This window comes from Comamonas sp. CAH-2 (assembly GCF_009668305.1).
GTDB classification, from domain to species: Bacteria; Pseudomonadota; Gammaproteobacteria; order Burkholderiales; family Burkholderiaceae_C; genus Comamonas; species Comamonas aquatica.
The window spans coordinates 63512-80737 of the sequence record NZ_VSWF01000012.1 but is presented as its reverse complement, the minus strand read 5'-3'; the positions used below and the strand labels follow the sequence as shown (position 1 = coordinate 80737).

The 17226-nt window shown below is 64.8% G+C and carries 13 protein-coding genes; 5 read left to right on the top strand and 8 right to left on the bottom strand.

Annotated features, from left to right (window positions below):
* Positions 1–156: 156 nt before the first annotated feature.
* The 5 genes from FYM52_RS09395 (at position 157) to FYM52_RS09375 (ending at position 7699) form a co-directional block, all read left to right on the top strand.
* A complete protein-coding gene (locus FYM52_RS09395; protein ID WP_154163878.1) occupies positions 157–2727 on the top strand; it encodes a PAS domain S-box protein in 2571 nt (856 codons plus the stop codon).
* Complete coding sequence (locus tag FYM52_RS09390; protein WP_042418500.1) at positions 2724–3362, top strand: response regulator transcription factor; 639 nt, start codon at positions 2724–2726, stop codon at positions 3360–3362. Before FYM52_RS09395 ends, FYM52_RS09390 begins: the two co-directional genes overlap by 4 nt.
* Positions 3363–3442: 80 nt before the next feature.
* Positions 3443–4303, top strand: a complete 861-nt coding sequence (gene folD, locus FYM52_RS09385; RefSeq protein ID WP_154163877.1) for a bifunctional methylenetetrahydrofolate dehydrogenase/methenyltetrahydrofolate cyclohydrolase FolD — start codon at positions 3443–3445, stop codon at positions 4301–4303.
* Between the two features lie 211 nt (positions 4304–4514).
* Positions 4515–5648, top strand: coding sequence for a sensor domain-containing diguanylate cyclase (locus FYM52_RS09380; protein ID WP_154163876.1), 1134 nt, complete (start codon positions 4515–4517; stop codon positions 5646–5648).
* A 5-nt stretch (positions 5649–5653) separates the two neighbouring features.
* Entirely contained in the window at positions 5654–7699 is a 2046-nt protein-coding gene (locus FYM52_RS09375; protein ID WP_154163875.1) for a M3 family metallopeptidase, read from the top strand.
* A 284-nt stretch (positions 7700–7983) separates the two neighbouring features.
* Here the strand turns inward: FYM52_RS09375 and FYM52_RS18895 are convergent, their stop codons facing one another.
* The 8 genes from FYM52_RS18895 to clpS form a co-directional block, all read right to left on the bottom strand.
* Complete coding sequence (locus tag FYM52_RS18895; protein ID WP_238826164.1) at positions 7984–8472, bottom strand: DNA-3-methyladenine glycosylase; 489 nt, start codon at positions 8470–8472, stop codon at positions 7984–7986.
* A 6-nt stretch (positions 8473–8478) separates the two neighbouring features.
* The gene (locus tag FYM52_RS18890) at positions 8479–8889 is read right to left on the bottom strand and encodes an AlkA N-terminal domain-containing protein (protein WP_238826163.1); all 411 of its coding nucleotides are present in this window, start codon (positions 8887–8889) and stop codon (positions 8479–8481) included.
* Between the two features lie 42 nt (positions 8890–8931).
* A complete protein-coding gene (locus tag FYM52_RS09365; RefSeq protein WP_154163874.1) occupies positions 8932–9657 on the bottom strand; it encodes a 2OG-Fe(II) oxygenase in 726 nt (241 codons plus the stop codon).
* A complete protein-coding gene (ada, locus tag FYM52_RS09360; RefSeq protein ID WP_154163873.1) occupies positions 9654–10727 on the bottom strand; it encodes a bifunctional DNA-binding transcriptional regulator/O6-methylguanine-DNA methyltransferase Ada in 1074 nt (357 codons plus the stop codon). Before ada ends, FYM52_RS09365 begins: the two co-directional genes overlap by 4 nt.
* 475 nt (positions 10728–11202) lie before the next feature.
* On the bottom strand, positions 11203–12651 hold the full coding sequence (gene sbcB, locus FYM52_RS09355; RefSeq protein ID WP_154163872.1) for an exodeoxyribonuclease I: 1449 nt from the start codon (positions 12649–12651) through the stop codon (positions 11203–11205).
* A gap of 134 nt (positions 12652–12785) precedes the next feature.
* Entirely contained in the window at positions 12786–14240 is a 1455-nt protein-coding gene (gene cls, locus FYM52_RS09350; protein WP_162524688.1) for a cardiolipin synthase, read from the bottom strand.
* 119 nt (positions 14241–14359) lie between these two features.
* Positions 14360–16699, bottom strand: coding sequence for an ATP-dependent Clp protease ATP-binding subunit ClpA (gene clpA / locus FYM52_RS09345; protein WP_042418521.1), 2340 nt, complete (start codon positions 16697–16699; stop codon positions 14360–14362).
* Between the two features lie 62 nt (positions 16700–16761).
* Positions 16762–17121 carry an ATP-dependent Clp protease adapter ClpS gene (gene clpS / locus FYM52_RS09340; RefSeq protein WP_225890621.1) on the bottom strand — a complete coding sequence of 120 codons (360 nt, stop codon included), beginning with the start codon at positions 17119–17121 and terminating at the stop codon, positions 16762–16764.
* Positions 17122–17226: the final 105 nt, after the last annotated feature.

The window sequence follows — 17226 nt, the reverse complement described above, 5'->3', positions numbered from 1 at the left end:
TTTCGGCGCGCAGTTTCGCACATTTTTCCCATTTTTCAAATGATGCATACAACTCTCATAGTATGAAAAATTGCTGCAACTGCACATTAAAAACAAGACGTTGCCATCGTCACGGGGATGACCCGCGCCGCCAGGGAATCCCCCTACACTGCACACATGGTTTCCCCTGAACAAAAGTCCCCGGCCCCGGTTGCCTCCCCCGCCTTCACCAGTGCCGATCCCACGCAATGGTGGCGCATGTGGTGGCGCAGCCTCTCGCCGACCCGCCAGGACCGCTTGGCCGCCCTGGCGCCGCTGGTGTCGGTGGCACTGTTCATGGCAGCAATCATTGCGGCTTTCTGGTATCTGCGCGCAGAGGAAGTCGATCGCGGCGAGCAAGCCCTCAAGCGCGATGTGGAATATGCCCAGCAGCGCATGCGCCTGCGCCTGCTGGAGCGCCAGGAACAGGTGATGCGCATTGCGCGCGACCTGAGCTACGGCGACATTGGCACGGTGGAATTTGGCAACCGCGCCGAGGTGCTGGTCACCCAGTACCCCGAACTGCAGGTGCTGACCTGGGTGGACCGTGACGGCCGCATCATCACCAGCTATGCCGCGCCCACCGTGCCGCGCGAGCAACTGCGCATGCCGGCCGAGCGCCTGGGCAACGACAGTGCGGGCGAGAGCTTCCAGCAGGTCAAGGACAGCTACCAGTCGGTCTACCACCAGCCGGTGGTGGTGCCCGGCCAGAACCCGCCGCTGCTGCAGTTCCATGCCCCGGTCATGGGCACCAGCAGCTTCGGCGGCACGGTGATGGCCGAGTATTCGGTCGACAGCCTGATGCGCTATGCCACGCCCAGTGAGTTGCTGGCCCGCTACGCCATCACCATGACCGACGCCCAGGGCGTGCTGATTGCTGGCACGCCGCTCAAGCGCCCGCACACCGCCGAGCACTGGTACCAGATCGCCAAGCCCGAGGCCAGTGAATACCAGATTCCCATCTCACCGGTGGGCAACTCGCTGCAGATCAAGGGGCAGGCCTACAGCACCTCCTTGAGCATGGTGGGCAACGGCATGTTCTGGCTGGTGGCCTCGCTGAGCATGATGACCGCCTGGCTGCTGCTGGGCACCTGGCGCCACACCCGCAAGCGCCTGCGCGCCCAGGAAGCGCTGGTGGCGGAAACCAATTTCCGCCGCGCCATGGAAAACTCGCTGCTGACCGGCATGCGCGCGCTGGACATGCAAGGCCGCATCACCTACGTGAATGCCGCCTTCTGCCAGATGACTGGCTGGAGCGAAAGCGAACTGGTGGGCCAGACACCACCCTATTCCTACTGGGCGGAAAGCGACTACGACTACCTGCACAGCAAGCTCAATGACGAGCTCAGCGGCAAGACGCTGCAAGGGGGCTTCCAGGTGCGCGTGCGGCGCAAGAACGGCAGCATGTTCGATGCGCGGCTGTACATCTCGCCACTGATCGATGCCCGCGGGCAGCAGACTGGCTGGATGTCGTCCATGACCGACATCACCGAGTCCAAGCGTATCCGCGATCAGCTTGCAGCCTCCCACGACCGTTTCACGATTGTGCTGGAAGCGCTGGATGCTTCTGTTTCTGTAGCACCACTGGGTAGCGCCGAGCTGCTGTTCGCCAACAAGCTGTACCGGCAGTGGTTTGGCTCACAGACCACGGGCCACCTGCAGCTGGTGCAGCAGGCCGGCTTGCCGGCCGAGCGCAGCGAAACAGTGGACGACGAAGACGGACTGATGGGCTTTCCCACCGACCCGATCACCAGCGCCTCCAGCAACAACGCCGAAATCTATGTGGCCGAACTGGGCAAATGGCTGGAAGTGCGTTCGCGCTACCTCAGCTGGGTCGACGGCCGCCTGGCCCAGATGGTGATCGCCACCGACATCACCCAGCGCCGTCTGGCGGAAGAACAGGCCGCGCGCCAGGCCGAACAGGCCCAGAGTGCCAGCCGCCTGATCACCATGGGCGAGATGGCGTCCAGCGTGGCCCACGAGCTGAACCAGCCCCTGACCGCCATCAGCAACTACAGCAGCGGCATGCTGACGCGCCTGGCCAACGGCACGCTGACCGAAGAGCAGATGAAGTTTGCGCTGGAAAAGACCGCCCACCAGGCCCAGCGCGCCGGGCAAATCATCCAGCGCATCCGCTCCTTCGTGAAGCGCAGCGAACCCAATCGCACCATGGCCCAGGTGGAGTCCATCGTCGACGAGGCGCTGGAGCTGGCGAACATCGAAATGCGTAGGCGCAACGTGCGGCTGAGCCATTTTGTGGCGGCCCGCATACCGCCTGTGCTGGCCGACACGATTTTGATTGAGCAAGTGCTGATCAATCTGATAAAAAATGCGGGCGAGTCCATCGACCAGGCACAGCGCACCACGGCGCAACGGCTGGTGGAGTTGCGGGTCGTCCCGAAAGAGGTAGAAGGTCAGTTGGGAGTGGAATTCTCCGTCCAGGATTCCGGCAAGGGCCTGGCTCCCGAAGTCCAGGAGCGTTTGTTCGAAGCCTTCTTCTCCACCAAGAACGAAGGCATGGGCATTGGTCTGAATCTGTGTCGCTCGATTGTGGAGTCTCACGATGGCCGGATGGCGGCGGAGAACCTCTACAATGGTTCCGAGGTGGTTGGCTGTCGGTTTTCCTTCTGGATTCCGCTGGCCACGCCCCAGGAAAAGGGAGACAACCTTTCTACGGTTATTAATCCAAATACAAGGAATCCTGCATGAGCTTGACACCCAAAAAAGGAACGGTTTACGTCGTGGATGATGACGAGGCCGTGCGCGACTCGCTCCAGTGGTTGCTGGAAGGCAAAGACTACCGTGTGCGCTGCTTTGACTCGGCCGAATCCTTTCTCGCACGCTACGACCCCCGCGAGGTCGCCTGCCTGATCGCCGACATCCGCATGGGCGGCATGACCGGCCTGGAGCTGCAGGACAAGCTGCTGGAACGCAAGTCTCCCCTGCCCATCGTCTTCATCACCGGCCACGGCGACGTGCCCATGGCCGTGAACACCATGAAGAAGGGTGCCCTGGACTTCATCCAGAAGCCCTTCAACGAGGATGACCTGCTGAGCGTGGTTGAACGCATGCTGGACCATGCCCGCGAAGCCTTTGCTGGCCACCAGCAGGCCGCCAGCCGCGAGGCCCTGCTGTCCAAGCTGACCGGGCGCGAATCCCAGGTGCTGGAACGCATCGTTGCCGGCCGCCTGAACAAGCAGATCGCCGACGACCTGGGCATCAGCATCAAGACCGTGGAAGCCCACCGCGCCAACATCATGGAAAAGCTGGGCGCCAACACGGTAGCCGACCTGCTCAAGATTGCTTTGGGCTCCAGCGCTGCAGGCGGCAAAGTCCCGGCATAAACTTCAGGGGTTTCCCTAAAACTGCCAGCCACTTGGAAACAGGTCGCTGGCAGTATTTTTATTTCTGACGCAGATACACCATGACAGCCCAAATCATCGACGGCAAAGCCCTCTCCGCCCAATTGCGCACCGAAGTTGCCCAGCGCGCCGCCACCCTGACTGCCCAGGGCACCAAGCCCGGTCTGGCCGTGGTGCTGGTGGGGGACAACCAGGCTTCGCAGGTGTATGTGCGCAACAAGGTCAAGGCCTGCGAAGACGTGGGCTTCCACTCCGTGCTGGAGAAGTACGACGCCTCGATGACCGAAGCCGAATTGCTGGCCCGCGTTGACGCGCTGAACAACGACCCCAGCATCCACGGCATCCTGGTGCAACTGCCCCTGCCCAAGCACATCGACGACCACAAGGTCATCGAAGCCATCTCGCCCCTGAAGGACGTGGACGGTTTCCACGTGGCCAGCGCCGGCGCGCTGATGGTGGGTGAGGTCGGCTTCAAGGCCTGCACGCCTTACGGCTGCATGAAGATGCTGGAATCCATCGGCATGAAGGACCTGCGCGGCAAGCACGCCGTGGTGATCGGCCGCTCCAACATCGTGGGCAAGCCCATGGCCATGATGCTGCTGGCCGCCAACGCCACCGTCACCATCACCCACAGCGGCACGGCCGACCTGGCCGCCATGACCCGCCAGGCCGACATCGTGGTGGCGGCCGTGGGCAAGGTCAACGTGTTGACCGCCGACATGATCAAGCCGGGTGCCGTGGTGATCGACGTGGGCATGAACCGCAATACCGAAGGTAAGCTGTGCGGCGACGTGGACTATGACGGCTGCAAGGATGTGGCCGGCTACATCACCCCCGTGCCCGGCGGCGTGGGCCCCATGACCATCACCATGCTGCTGGTCAACACCATGGAAGCGGCCGAGCGCACCGCAGCAGCCCGCTAAAGCGCCTGCCGGCCCGCTGCCGGGACTGCGGGCGGGCACCATGGCACTCTGCATTTCATAGCTACCTGCGCGCTCTGCGCGGGCGCTAGCACCCTATTTGGCACAGATACAGGCTCTCTAGTGGTTGTTCCCAGGGCCACAGGCAGTCGCGTTTTGTATACACAACGCTCTGTTACAGTGGTTCGGCGAATACCGCCACAGAGGAGCAAGCATGCAGCCAGACTCCATCGCACCCACCGCGGGCGTCCACTGGATCGTCCGGATGAACTGGAAAAACCGGTCGATCTTCTTCGTCCTGCTGGCGCTGACCGTGGCCTCGCACATGGCAGACCGGCAACCCGGCCCCATCGCCTGGCTGCTGCTGGTGCTGCAGTTCGTGGTGTACCCGCAGGTGCTCTACCTGCTGACCCGGCGCCTGCCCCAGCAGCGCCAGCGTCAGGTCGAAGTGCGCAACATGCTGCTCGATGGCCTGGGCTTCGGACTGTGGTGCAGCTTTCTGGGCCTGCCGCTGTGGATCACCTTCACCATGTACATCGGCGTCAGCATGAACCTGCTGGTGTTCGAAAGCTTTCGCGGCTGGGTCCAGGCCACGCTGTGCATGGCGCTTGGCATCGCGGTGATGCACGGGCTGCGTCCCACCCCCTGGCAGGCCGACACCAGCTTGCTGACCACGGGCCTGAGCATGTTCACGCTCGGCCTGTACATCCTGGCCTTCGCCTACGACGCCTACCTGCGCGCCACGTCCTTGCACCGCCACCGCGCCCAGCTGCGCCAGCAACTCGAAGCCAACCACCGGCTGCAGGCCCAGCTGACGGAGCTGGCCCTGCGCGATCCGCTGACCGGGCTGTACAACCGCCGCCACCTCGATGAAACCATGCAACTGCAGCTGCAGCGCTGCGCCGTGATGGGCTCGGGTGCGGCCGTGCTGTTACTGGACATCGACCATTTCAAGCAGATCAACGACCGCCACGGCCATGCTGTGGGCGACCAGTTGCTGCAGACCCTGGCCCAGCTGTTGCTGCGCAATTGCCGGGCGGGTGATACGGCCTGCCGCTATGGCGGCGATGAGTTCCTGCTACTGCTCTCCGAAGTCACGCCGGACGCCGCGCTGGCGCGGGCCCAGCAATTGCGCCAGGACTTCGCCATGCAGCAGTTGCGGGTGGAGGGCCAATCCCTGTCGACCACCCTGTCCTGCGGGCTGGCACTGTTCCCCGCCCATGGCACCGAACCCGCGCGGCTGATCCAGCGCGCGGACCAGGCGCTGTACCAGGCCAAATTACACGGACGCAACGCCGTGGTCGTGTTCGAACACCACCTTGAAACCTGTACGGATGGCGCAAAATAGCAGGCATGACCAATGCTTTGCTTGAAACTGCCAGCCTGCCGCTGTTCGACCGCATCACCCCGTCGGACGTCGCTCCCGCCATCGAGGCCTTGATGGCACGTGCCAGCGCGGCCCTGGAAACGGTGACGGCCCCCGATTTTCCGGCCGACTGGAATGCCATCGCCCAGGAACTGGATGTCGCCACCGAGAAGCTGGGCATGGCCTGGAGCGCGGTCAGCCACCTGTCCAGCGTGGCCGACAGCCCCGAATTGCGCGCCGCCTACAACGAGGTGCTGCCCAAAATCACCGAGTTCTGGACCAATCTGGGGGCTGACGAGCGCCTGTACGCCAAGTACAAGGCCATTGACGTGAACAGCCTGACGGCCGAGCAGAAAAAGGCCCACGCCAATGCCCTGCGCGGCTTCGTGCTGTCGGGTGCCGAACTGCAGGGCGCGGCACGCGAGCGCTTTGCCAAGATCCAGGAGCGCGCCGCCGAGCTGGCGCAAAAGTTCAGCGAAAACACCCTGGATGCCACCGACACCTGGGCCTACTACGCCACCGAAGCCGAGCTGGACGGTGTGCCTGCCGACGTGGTCCAGGCTGCCCGCGCCGCCGCCCAGGCCGAGGGCAAGGATGGCTACAAGCTCACGCTGAAGATGCCTTGCTACCTGCCGGTGATGCAGTTTGCGCACAGCAGCGCCTTGCGCGAGAAGCTCTACCGCGCCTACGTCACGCGCGCTTCCGACCAGGCCGAAGGCGACGCCGTGCAATACGACAACGCCCCCCTGATCAAGGAAATCCTGGCCCTGCGCCTGGAAGAGGCCCAATTGCTGGGCTACGCCAACTTCGCCGAAGTCTCGCTGGTCCCCAAGATGGCCCAGTCGCCCCAGCAGGTCATCGGCTTCCTGCGCGACCTGGCGCAACGTGCGCGCCCCTACGCCGAAAAGGACGTGGCTGACCTGCGCGCATTTGCCGCCAAGGAACTGGGACTGAGCGATCCCCAGCCCTGGGACTGGACCTACATCGCCGAAAAGCTCAAGGAAGCGCGTTACGCCTTCAGCGAGCAGGAAGTCAAGCAGTACTTCACGGCCCCCAAGGTGCTGGATGGCTTGTTCAAGATCATCGAGACCCTGTTCGATGTGAAGATCAGCCGTGACACAGCCGCCGTCTGGCACCCTGCTGTGCAGTTCTACCGCCTGGAGCGCCAGGGCCAGACCGTGGGCCAGTTCTACCTGGACCAGCCCGCGCGCAAGGGCAAGCGCGGAGGCGCCTGGATGGACGATGTGCGCAGCCGCTGGCTGCGCCCCGACACCGGCCTGCTACAAACGCCCGTGGCCCACATGGTCTGCAACTTCGCCGACGGCGTGGATGGCAAGCCCGCGCTGCTGACGCACGATGACGTGATCACCCTGTTCCACGAATCTGGCCACGCCCTGCACCACATGCTGACCCAGGTGAACGAAAAGGACGTGTCCGGCATCAACGGCGTGGAATGGGATGCGGTGGAGCTGCCCAGCCAGTTCATGGAAAACTTCTGCTGGGAATGGGATGTGCTGCGCCACATGACTGCCCATGTGGAGACCGGTGAGCCCCTGCCGCGCGCCTTGTACGACAAGATGATCGCCGCCAAGAACTTCCAGGCGGGCATGGGGACGCTGCGCCAGGTCGAGTTTGCGCTGTTCGACATGCTGCTGCATACCGAGCACCAGCCCGATGCCGACTACAACGCCCTGCTGCAACAGGTGCGCGCTGAAGTGGCCGTGCTGCCCACGACCGCCTACAACCGCTCCACCAACACTTTCAGCCACATTTTTGCGGGTGGCTATGCGGCAGGTTATTACAGCTACAAGTGGGCCGAGGTGCTGAGCGCCGACGCCTATGCGGCCTTCGAAGAAACCCAGGGCTCCGACGGCAGCACCAGTCAGACTACGGCGCAGAAGTACCTGCACAACATTCTGGAAATGGGCGGCAGCCGCAGCGCCATGGACAACTTCAAAGCCTTCCGAGGCCGCGAACCCCAGCTGGACGCCTTGCTGCGCCACCAGGGCATGGCAGAGCCTGTGGCGGCCTGAAGCGCCCGCGAGGACCACACGCACAAGGGAGGCACCAGCCTCCTTTTTTCATCACAGCATCTGTCGCACAGGGCTGTGGCTTGCAGGTAGCCCGCATCCCCCGCTGCTTTTCAAGCCCTAATCCCGCAGATCGCTGGGACACCAAGACGCCAGTCACTCCGTACCGATTCCTTTGCCTGCGGTGACAGTGTTTGCGGGCAGCACATCCCCAACTAGGACGAGACCGCACGCCAGCCAAAGCTGGCGCCGCGCCGCGGTTTGACCCGTCTTCCTTCATCGCGCCTTCAGTAGGCCGTTGACGATTGCGCCGCCCAGAGGTGGGCCCCCACGAGCGCACGCCATGGCGAGAATGGGGCCAGCCAGTCCTCGGCCTCTTGCTGGCTGACCTTGTCCGGCCGCCCCCAGAGCGTTTGCAGTCCACGGCGTACCGCCGCATCGCCATGCAGCGACCCGTCCAGCCAGCCATAACCGCGCAGCAAGGTGTAGTTCACGGTCCATGGGCCGATGCCACGGATGGCCAGCAGTTGTTCCCTCACGGCCTGCTCGCCGGGAAAGTGCAGCGCCCAGGCGTCCAGCGGCACCGCACCCTCAGCAACCAAATCGGCCACCGCCTGCAAGGTCTGGGTCTTCGCGGCCGAAAACCCCGCCTGGCGCAGCGCTTGCGGCGGCAGCGCGGCGATCTGTTCAGCCCCGGGGTAGCAGCGCAAGCCGCTGCTGTGGCGCAGATTGGTGGCCAAAATCAGCTTGCGGCGCAGCGAGACCGCCGCAGCCACGCTGATCTACTGGCCGGTGATGGCCCAGGTCAGCGCCTCGAACGGGGTCGCGGCCACCGGCACACGCAAGCCCGGGTGGCGGGCGATCAGCGCCCCCAGCTGGGGGTGCTGCGCATGGCACAGCTCAAACGCCTCCACCTGCTGCGGCAGGCCCAGCATGCGGCCCACCATGGCGGCCAGCAGCGCCTGGTCACTGTCGGGCGCTATGCCATCGACGTGCAAGTCGGCATGCACCTGCTGGGGTGTGAAGCGCAGCGACAACCGGGCGGCCGAGGTCCACCAGAGCAGGCCTTTTTCCAGTTCAGCATCGCCCACCCGTTCCGCGGTGTGCTGCGGATCGCGCCGGTGGAAGGCCAGGATGTCCTGCGGCCGAAAGCCAGCGGGCAGCGCCAGCGTGAGGGTGAATGCGGTGGACATGGGCGTCACGGGGTATGTAGAAAGTGGGAATGGCACGCAGGCCTAGGCGGCGTCGTGAAAGATGATGCCCAGCGCATGGCGCACCCCGGAGCGGATGCGCGACACACCATGCCGCATGCGGACACGGTGGCTGCCGCGCGTGCCCGCGACGGGGCGCTGCTGCACCGCAAACACCACGGCATCGCCCTGGCACAGGGGCAGCACGTCGACGCGCGACTGCATCCGCGGCCGCTGCTCGGTCAGCACCAGCTCCCCGCCCGTGAAATCCTGGCCTGGCTGCGCCAGCAGCACCACCATCTGCAGGGGGAAGACGTGCTCGCCATACAGATCCTGGTGTAGGCAGTTGTAATCACCGGCCTGGTACTGCAGCAGCAGGGGCGTCGGTCGCCACTGCCCGGCCGCATGGCAACGCGCCACAAAGTCGGGGTGCGCTGCAGGAAAGCGCGGTGCCAGGCCCATCCGGGCGTACCAATCGTTGGCCACCGGTGCCAGCCGGGCGTAGACGCTGCTGCGCAAGCTGGCCACCAGATCCGGCAAGGGTGCCGCAAAGTACTTGTACTCCCCGCGACCGAAGCCATGGCGCTGCATCACCACGCGGCTGCGGAACGGCGCATCCTGCGCATACAGCGCCGCCAGGGCGCGGCAGTCCTGCGGCGCCAGCAACTGCGGGATCACGGCGCTGCCGTGGAGGTGCAGCGCTGTACCAAGCGCCGCCCAGTCCACCACGGCCAGGCGCTGCGAAAGACGCTCCACCGCCCCCGCGCTCATTGCGTGGCCTCCCGTGCCAGCAAGGCGCGCTTGCGCTCCACCCCCCAGCGGTAGCCCGACAGGCTGCCATCGGTCCGCACCACGCGGTGGCAGGGAATGGCCACCGCCAGCGCATTCGCCGCGCAGGCCCCGGCCACGGCGCGCACGGCCTGGGGCGCACCAATGCGCTGGGCAATGTCGGTGTAACTGGCGGTCTGCCCCACGGGAATATCGCGCAGCGCCTGCCAGACGCGCTGCTGGAAGGCCGTGCCGCGCACATCCAGCGGCAGGTCCAGGCCCAGCTTGGGCATTTCGACAAAACCAACCACCTGGGCCATCCATTGCTCAAACTCGGCATCGCCGCCGATGAACTCCGCTTTCGGGAAACGGTCCTGCAGGTCCCGCGCCAGGGCGTCCGGATCGTCGCCGATCAGGATGGCGCAGAGGCCGCGCACGCTGGCGGCCACCAGGATGGCCCCCAGCGAGCACTGGCCGATGGCAAAGCGGATCGTGACCTGCGCCCCGCCGCCCCGGTAGGTGGAGGGCGCCATGCCCAGCAGTTGCTGCGAAGCGTCGTAGAAACGGCCGCTCGAGTTGTAGCCCGCCTCGTAGATGGCCTGCGTGACCGAGCTGGCGCGCCCCAGCTCCGCCCGCACCTTCTCGGCGCGCAGCGCGGTGGCATAGGCTTTGGGCGTCACGCCGGTGACTGCCTGGAACACCCGGTGCACATGGAAAGTACTCATCTGGGCCAGTTGGGCCAGCTCCTGCAGGCTGGGCGGCGTCTCGGCCACGGCGATGTGGCGGCACAGCCGGGCCACCAGCTCCGCGTGCTGAACCCGCTGTGGCGGCTGCTCGGGCTTGCAGCGCTTGCAGGGGCGAAAGCCTGCCTGCTCGGCCGCCGCGCGCGTCTGGAAGAAACCCACGTTCTCGGGCCGCGGTGTGCGGGCGCCGCACGAGGGACGGCAGTACACCCCCGTCGTCTTGACCGCGTAAAAGAACTGCCCATCGGCCTGCCGGTCGCGCGCAACGACCGCGGCCCAGCGGGGATCGGACACCACGGCCTGTGCCAGGGCCTCAGTCTGCTTCGACATGGTCACGCCTTTCTTCCAAAAACTGCATGTCGACACTGTAGATGCGGCGCCCGCCTCCAGCACTCCGGGTCTTGCTTTTGAATTCGCCAGCCCACAGCGATCAGCGCAGGGGGATGGGGGGGCTACAGACATCAGCGGTGCATCGTGCGTGCGCTGGCAGGCCCTGGGCATGCAGCCGCAGGGCGGGACATGGCCCGGTCCATGGCCGATGCGGGTGGCGGTGGCCATGCAGCGCCCTCCGGGGCGCCGAGTTCGCTGCGAGCCGCGCCGCGGAGGCGGAACTTCCCAAACCTGGGGTGGTGGGACCTGGGATGATCGAGCCTGGCGCCGTGCCCTTCGGCAGCGGTGCGCTGGCAGACCTGGCGCTTGCCCACCAAGCCGCAGACCACACAATCCCCAATTTTGATAGCTGCAAGCGCTTGCCAGGTCTGCGCCAGCAGCCATTTTCTTTACAAATTCAACGCCCTCCGGCGCTTCACTGCTCGGGGACGATGGCTTCGGCCCAGTCGTAGAGCGCACCCAGGATGTCTTCGGAGCGTTCGTCTTCCAGGGTTTCCGACAGGGCGTCGATCTGGGCAAACATCTGGGCGGCCGTGCGGGCGCCGCCCTGCCCATCGATCAGCGCAGCAGCGCAGCGCTGCTGCCAGCGGGCAGTGTCCTGCTCGCTCAGGCTGTCAGGCCAGTTGCGGGCGCGCCAGCGGAACACCAGCTCGGCCAGGCGCGCATCGTCAAAGCCGGTGCGGTCCACAGCCAGCTCCTGCGGCTTCAGCGCGCGCAGCTGGGTCAGGCGGCGGCGGTCGGCCGGGCCGACAAAGCCGTTGTACAGGTCCTGGTCCACATCCTGCGGGCCATGGCCTTCGAGGCGGCTGTAGACCTGCTTCCACAACGCGCTCATGTCGGGCAGCGCCCGCGCGGTGACGGCGTGCGCCAGGCAGGTGTCCATGTCGATGCCCCAGCGCGCCGCCATTTCGGGCGTCAGCGTCTTGAGGTTGCGCACCACCATGGGCGACTTGTTGATGTGGATGCCCTTGATGGGCAGGCGCGTGACGCCCTCAGGCAGCTCGGCCGCCTTGGTGAACATGCGCAGGCGCAGGGTGTCGGCGTCCAGGCTGGCCAGCTCGGCCGGGTCGGCGTTCAGGTCCCAGCAGATGACCTCGTTCTTGTTGGTCGGGTGCTGGGCCAGCGGCCACATCACGGCAATGCAGCCGCGCTGCGGCGGGATCATGCCGGAGACATGCAGGAAGGGGCGCGCGTCGAACTGCTCGGCCGGCAGGCCCATTTCGTGCAGCACCTTGTCTTTCTTGCGCAGGCCGAAGGCAAATTCAAACAGCTTGGGTTGGCGCTCGCGGATCAGCCGCGCCAGCGCGATGGTGGCGCGCACGTCGCTGAGTGCGTCGTGGGCCTGGTCGTGCAGCAGGCCGTTGGCACGGGCCAGGTCCTCGAGCTTGAAGCTGGGGCTGCCGTCTTCCTTGGTGGGCCACTGGATGCCCTCGGGGCGCAGGGCGTAGACCATGCGCACCACGTCCAGCAGGTCCCAGCGACCACAGTCGTTCTGCCATTCGCGCGCATACGGGTCGATCAGGTTGCGCCAGAACAGGAAGCGCGTCACCTCGTCATCAAAACGGATGGTGTTGTAGCCCACGCCAACGGTGCCGGGCTGGGTGAAGGCGGCCTCGATCTGGCGCGCAAAGGCGTCCTCGGGCAGGCCTTGCTCCAGACATTGCTGGGGGGTGATGCCGGTGATCAGGCAGGATTCGGGGCTGGGCAGGTAGTCCGGCGCGGGCTGGCAGTAGCACATCAGCGGCTCGCCGATCTCGTTGAGCTCCAAGTCCGTGCGGATGGCCGCGAACTGCGCGGGCCGGTCATAGCGGGGGTTGGCACCAAAGGTTTCGTAGTCGTGCCAGAGGAAGGTGTGTTCAGCCATGCTGCGAGTATGCCGCACGCCAGCTTCCGTCAAAGAGAGAGCGGCCTGCGCTGGATTTATATGGCTTTCCAAGCCTTTCCAGCCGGAAAACCTTATTTACCGAGCGCAAGAAGCTCCTGGATCAATAGCATCCACTACAACAGCGGCGAGCACAGCCGCGCCAGCGAGTCGCCCAGGCGCTGCACGAAGTGCTGGGGCCGCGCATAGCCCACGCGGCGGGCCAGCTTGAGGTCTTCGTAGAACTGCTGCTCCAGCTTGGCGGCAAAGCTTTCGCCATAGACCACGGCGCAGACCTCGTAGTTCAGGCGGAAGCTGCGGTTGTCGAAATTGGCCGTGCCGATGATGCCCACCATGTCGTCCACCAGCATGGTCTTGGAGTGCAGCATGCTGGCGTGGTACTCGAACACCTTGACGCGGCAGGCAATCAGCTCGTCAAAGTAGGAGCGCGCTGCGGCAGTGACGATGCGCGAATCTGATTTTTCCGGCACCAGCAGGCACACGTCCACACCGCGCAAGGCGGCGTTGGTCAGCGCCAGCATGGCCGCCTCGGTGGGCACAAAGTACGGCGTGGTCAGCCATACGCGTTGGTGTGCGGCATGGATGGCTGCAACGTGCGCGCGGTGGATGGCCTCCATGTTGCTGTCCGGGCCCGAGGTCATGATCTGCACCACCTGGTCACCATCGGGCAGCTCGGGCAGCAGGGCCTCCCATTCGCGGGGTTCGGTCTTGCGCGCATAGTCCAGCGCATAGGCCCAGTCCTCGAGGAACACCGTCTGCAGCCAGTTGACCACCGGCCCCTCCAGCCGCACGTGCACGTCGTGGTAGGCATCGGACTGGATGCGTTTGTCCTCCTCGTCGGTGATGTTCACGCCGCCGGTGTAGCCGATGCGCCCGTCGATTACCACGATCTTGCGGTGGCTGCGGAAATTGATGACCGGCCGCACGCGCCGCCCCAGGCGCGTGGGGTGGAACAACGCCACCTCGCCGCCAGCGGCTTCCAGCAGCGCGTAATGCCGCCGCGCCAGGCGCTTGGAACCCAGGGCATCCACCAGCAGGCGCACGGCCACGCCTTCGCGCGCCTTCTCACACAGCGCCGCGATCAGGCCCAGCCCGGTCTGGTCGGGCTCAAAAATGTAGTACTCCAGATGGATGTGCTGGCGCGCCTGGCGCACGGCCGCCAGGATGCTGTCGAAGGTGGCGGCGCCGCCCACCAGCAGCTCGACCCGGTCGGCGGTGCTGACGGGGAAATTCGTGGCCGCGGCCACCAGCTTGACCACCTGGTGCAGGCGCTCGGGGGCTTGCGGCACCTTCTCCTTGAGCCGCGCCATGCTGCCGCGCACGCGCGAACGGCGGCGGCTGCGCAGGCGCCGCAGACGCTGGCGCTTGAGCCGCCGTGGGCCCAGGAAGTAATAGATCACCAGCCCCAGCACCGGAATCACCGCCATTGACAGCAACCAGCTGAGCGTGGCCACCGGCGCGCGGCGCTGGAGCACGATCCACACCCCGACCACGGCCACATAGGCAGGCCAGAGGATGGACAGCAGCCCGACGACATGCTCGCGCGTCAACCAGGGTGATATCGCCTCCACATCTCCTCCTTCTGATATGGGCACAGACTGTAGCCGGACTGACCGGTAGCCACCGCCTTGCCGACACAAAAAAAGCCGACAGTGCAAACACTGTCGGCTTTTGGCTGCGCGCCAGACGCTCAGTCTGCAGCGGCCGCCTCTTCAGGCTCGGCGGGCTCGGACTTGGTCTCCGCCTGCGGCACGCTGCTGATCTCCAGCAGCACATCGCCCACGCCGTTGTTGGCGGCAGCATCCCAGTCCACTTCCAGGCGACCACCGTTGACCAGGCGACCGAACAGCAGTTCGTCGGCCAGCGAGCGGCGGATGGTGTCTTGGATCAGGCGCTGCATCGGGCGTGCGCCCATCGAAGGATCGAAGCCCTTGGCCGCCAGATGCTTGCGCAGCTTGTCGGTGAAGGTGACTTCCACCTTCTTCTCGGCCAGCTGTTGCTCCAACTGCAGCAGGAACTTGTCCACCACGCGCAGGATGATCTGTTCGTCCAGCGGCTTGAAGCTGACAATGGCGTCCAGGCGGTTGCGGAACTCGGGCGTGAACAGGCGCTTGATGTCGCCCATTTCGTCGCCGGGCTGGCGCTGTGTCGTGAAGCCGATGGTCGCCTTCTGCATGGTCTCGGCCCCGGCATTCGTGGTCATGATGATGATCACGTTGCGGAAGTCGGCCTTGCGCCCGTTGTTGTCTGTCAGCGTGCCGTGGTCCATGACCTGCAGCAGCACGTTGAAGATGTCGGGGTGCGCCTTCTCGATTTCATCCAGCAGCAGCACCGAATGCGGCTTCTTGGTGATGGCCTCGGTCAGCAGACCGCCCTGGTCGTAGCCCACATAGCCCGGAGGTGCACCAATCAGGCGGCTGACGGCATGGCGCTCCATGTACTCGGACATGTCGAAGCGGATCAAGTCCACCCCCAGGATGTAGGCCAGCTGCTTGGCGGCTTCCGTCTTGCCGACACCGGTCGGGCCGGAGAACAGGAAGGAGCCAATTGGCTTCTCGGGCTTGCCCAGGCCGGAGCGCGCCATCTTGACGGCGCTGGCCAGCACTTCCAGGGCCTTGTCCTGACCGAACACCACGCTCTTGAGGTCGCGTTCCAGCGTCTGCAGCTTGCTGCGGTCGTCGTTGGAGACGTTGGCAGGGGGAATCCGGGCGATCTTGGCCACAATTTCCTCAACCTCCAGGCGGCCGATCGTGCCCTTGCGCTTGCTGACTTCCATCACGCGCTGGGCGGCACCGGCCTCGTCGATCACGTCAATGGCCTTGTCGGGCAGGTGGCGGTCATTGATGTACTTGGCCGACAGCTCGGCTGCCGCCTGCAGTGCCTCGGTCGCGTACTTCACGCCGTGGTGCTCTTCGAAGCGGGGCTTAAGGCCCTTGAGGATTTCAATCGTCTCTGGGACGGTCGGCTCAACCACATCCACCTTCTGGAAGCGGCGCGACAGGGCCGAGTCCTTCTCGAAGATACCGCGGTACTCGGTGAACGTGGTGGCGCCAATGCACTTGAGCTGGCCGCTGGACAGGGCGGGCTTGAGCAGGTTGGATGCATCCAGCGTACCGCCCGAGGCCGCACCGGCACCGATCAGGGTGTGAATCTCGTCGATGAACAGGATGGCATTGGGCTTTTCCTTGAGCGTCTTGAGCACACCCTTGAGGCGTTGCTCGAAGTCGCCGCGGTACTTGGTGCCCGCCAGCAGCGCGCCCATGTCCAGCGAATAGACCACGGCTTCGGACAACACTTCGGGCACCGTGCCCTCGGTGATGCGCCAGGCCAGGCCTTCGGCAATCGCGGTCTTGCCCACGCCGGCCTCACCCACCAGCAGCGGGTTGTTCTTGCGGCGGCGGCACAGGATCTGGATGGTGCGCTCGACCTCGTAATCGCGGCCGATCAGCGGATCGATCTTGCCTTCCTTGGCGGCTTGGTTCAGGTTCAGCGTGTACTGCTCCAGCGGCGACGCCTTCTCGGAACGCTCGTTGCCCATGGATGCTTCTTCGCCCTCCATGCCGTTGTCGGACTTGGCGGGTTCGGGCGGATCGCTCTTGCGGATGCCGTGAGCGATGTAGTTCACCACGTCCAGGCGCGTCACCCCCTGCTGGTGCAGATAGTAGACGGCGTGGGAGTCCTTCTCGCCGAAGATGGCGACCAGCACGTTGGCACCCGTCACCTCCTTCTTGCCGTTGCCGGTGGACTGCACGTGCATGATGGCGCGCTGGATCACTCGCTGGAAACCCAGCGTGGGCTGCGTGTCGACCTCTTCCGTGCCGGCGACCTGGGGGGTGTTGTCCTTGATGAAGTTGCTCAGAGAGGCACGCAGGTCATCAATGTTGGCGGAGCAGGCGCGCAGGACATCGGACGCACTGGGGTTGTCCAGCAGGGCCTGCAGCAGGTGCTCCACGGTTATGAATTCGTGACGTTGTTGACGCGCTTCAACAAACGCCATGTGCAAGCTGACTTCCAGTTCTTGGGCAATCATGCGTTCGCTCCTTTGTGCTTGCGGGTTACTTGACTGACTTGGTAGGTCGGGGCAATTGCCATTTATTCAATAGGCTCGCTGACAGCTTGCAACGGATGTCCCGCCTGCTGGGCTGCTTGCATCACCTGGTCCACCTTGGTGGCTGCAATGTCCCTGGAATAAACGCCACACACGCCCCGCCCATCCAGATGGATTTTGAGCATGATTTGCGTCGCCTGTTCCCGGTCTTTGCCAAAGAATTCCTGTAACACCACGATCACGAACTCCATCGGTGTGAAGTCGTCATTCAGCATGACTACTTGGTACATCGGGGGTGGCGCCAGCTTTTGCGTGCGCCGCTCCAGCACCACGGCCTGGTCATCGTCCTCCCGAGAGATGGGGTCAGGCGAGGCGGGGCGGTGCGGGATTGGTGGGGTAGCCATGAATTTCATTCTAGCGATCTGCCCAAGCTCATTCTTCCTGGGCTGAGTTGGGACCGATTAGGGATATTTCAAGAAACATCATGTAGGACACTGCAAGCTGCAGGC

What these genes read in the sequence shown, in the direction of transcription:
- FYM52_RS09395 (WP_154163878.1), top strand. Translation starts at nt 157, where the DNA reads ATGGTTTCCCCTGAACAAAAGTCCCCGGCCCCGGTTGCCTCCCCCGCC.
- FYM52_RS09390 (WP_042418500.1), top strand. Translation starts at nt 2,724, where the DNA reads ATGAGCTTGACACCCAAAAAAGGAACGGTTTACGTCGTGGATGATGAC.
- folD (WP_154163877.1), top strand. Translation starts at nt 3,443, where the DNA reads ATGACAGCCCAAATCATCGACGGCAAAGCCCTCTCCGCCCAATTGCGC.
- FYM52_RS09380 (WP_154163876.1), top strand. Translation starts at nt 4,515, where the DNA reads ATGCAGCCAGACTCCATCGCACCCACCGCGGGCGTCCACTGGATCGTC.
- FYM52_RS09375 (WP_154163875.1), top strand. Translation starts at nt 5,654, where the DNA reads ATGACCAATGCTTTGCTTGAAACTGCCAGCCTGCCGCTGTTCGACCGC.
- FYM52_RS18890 (WP_238826163.1), bottom strand. Translation starts at nt 8,889, where the DNA reads ATGTCCACCGCATTCACCCTCACGCTGGCGCTGCCCGCTGGCTTTCGG.
- FYM52_RS09365 (WP_154163874.1), bottom strand. Translation starts at nt 9,657, where the DNA reads ATGAGCGCGGGGGCGGTGGAGCGTCTTTCGCAGCGCCTGGCCGTGGTG.
- ada (WP_154163873.1), bottom strand. Translation starts at nt 10,727, where the DNA reads ATGTCGAAGCAGACTGAGGCCCTGGCACAGGCCGTGGTGTCCGATCCC.
- sbcB (WP_154163872.1), bottom strand. Translation starts at nt 12,651, where the DNA reads ATGGCTGAACACACCTTCCTCTGGCACGACTACGAAACCTTTGGTGCC.
- clpA (WP_042418521.1), bottom strand. Translation starts at nt 16,699, where the DNA reads ATGATTGCCCAAGAACTGGAAGTCAGCTTGCACATGGCGTTTGTTGAA.
- clpS (WP_225890621.1), bottom strand. Translation starts at nt 17,121, where the DNA reads ATGGCTACCCCACCAATCCCGCACCGCCCCGCCTCGCCTGACCCCATC.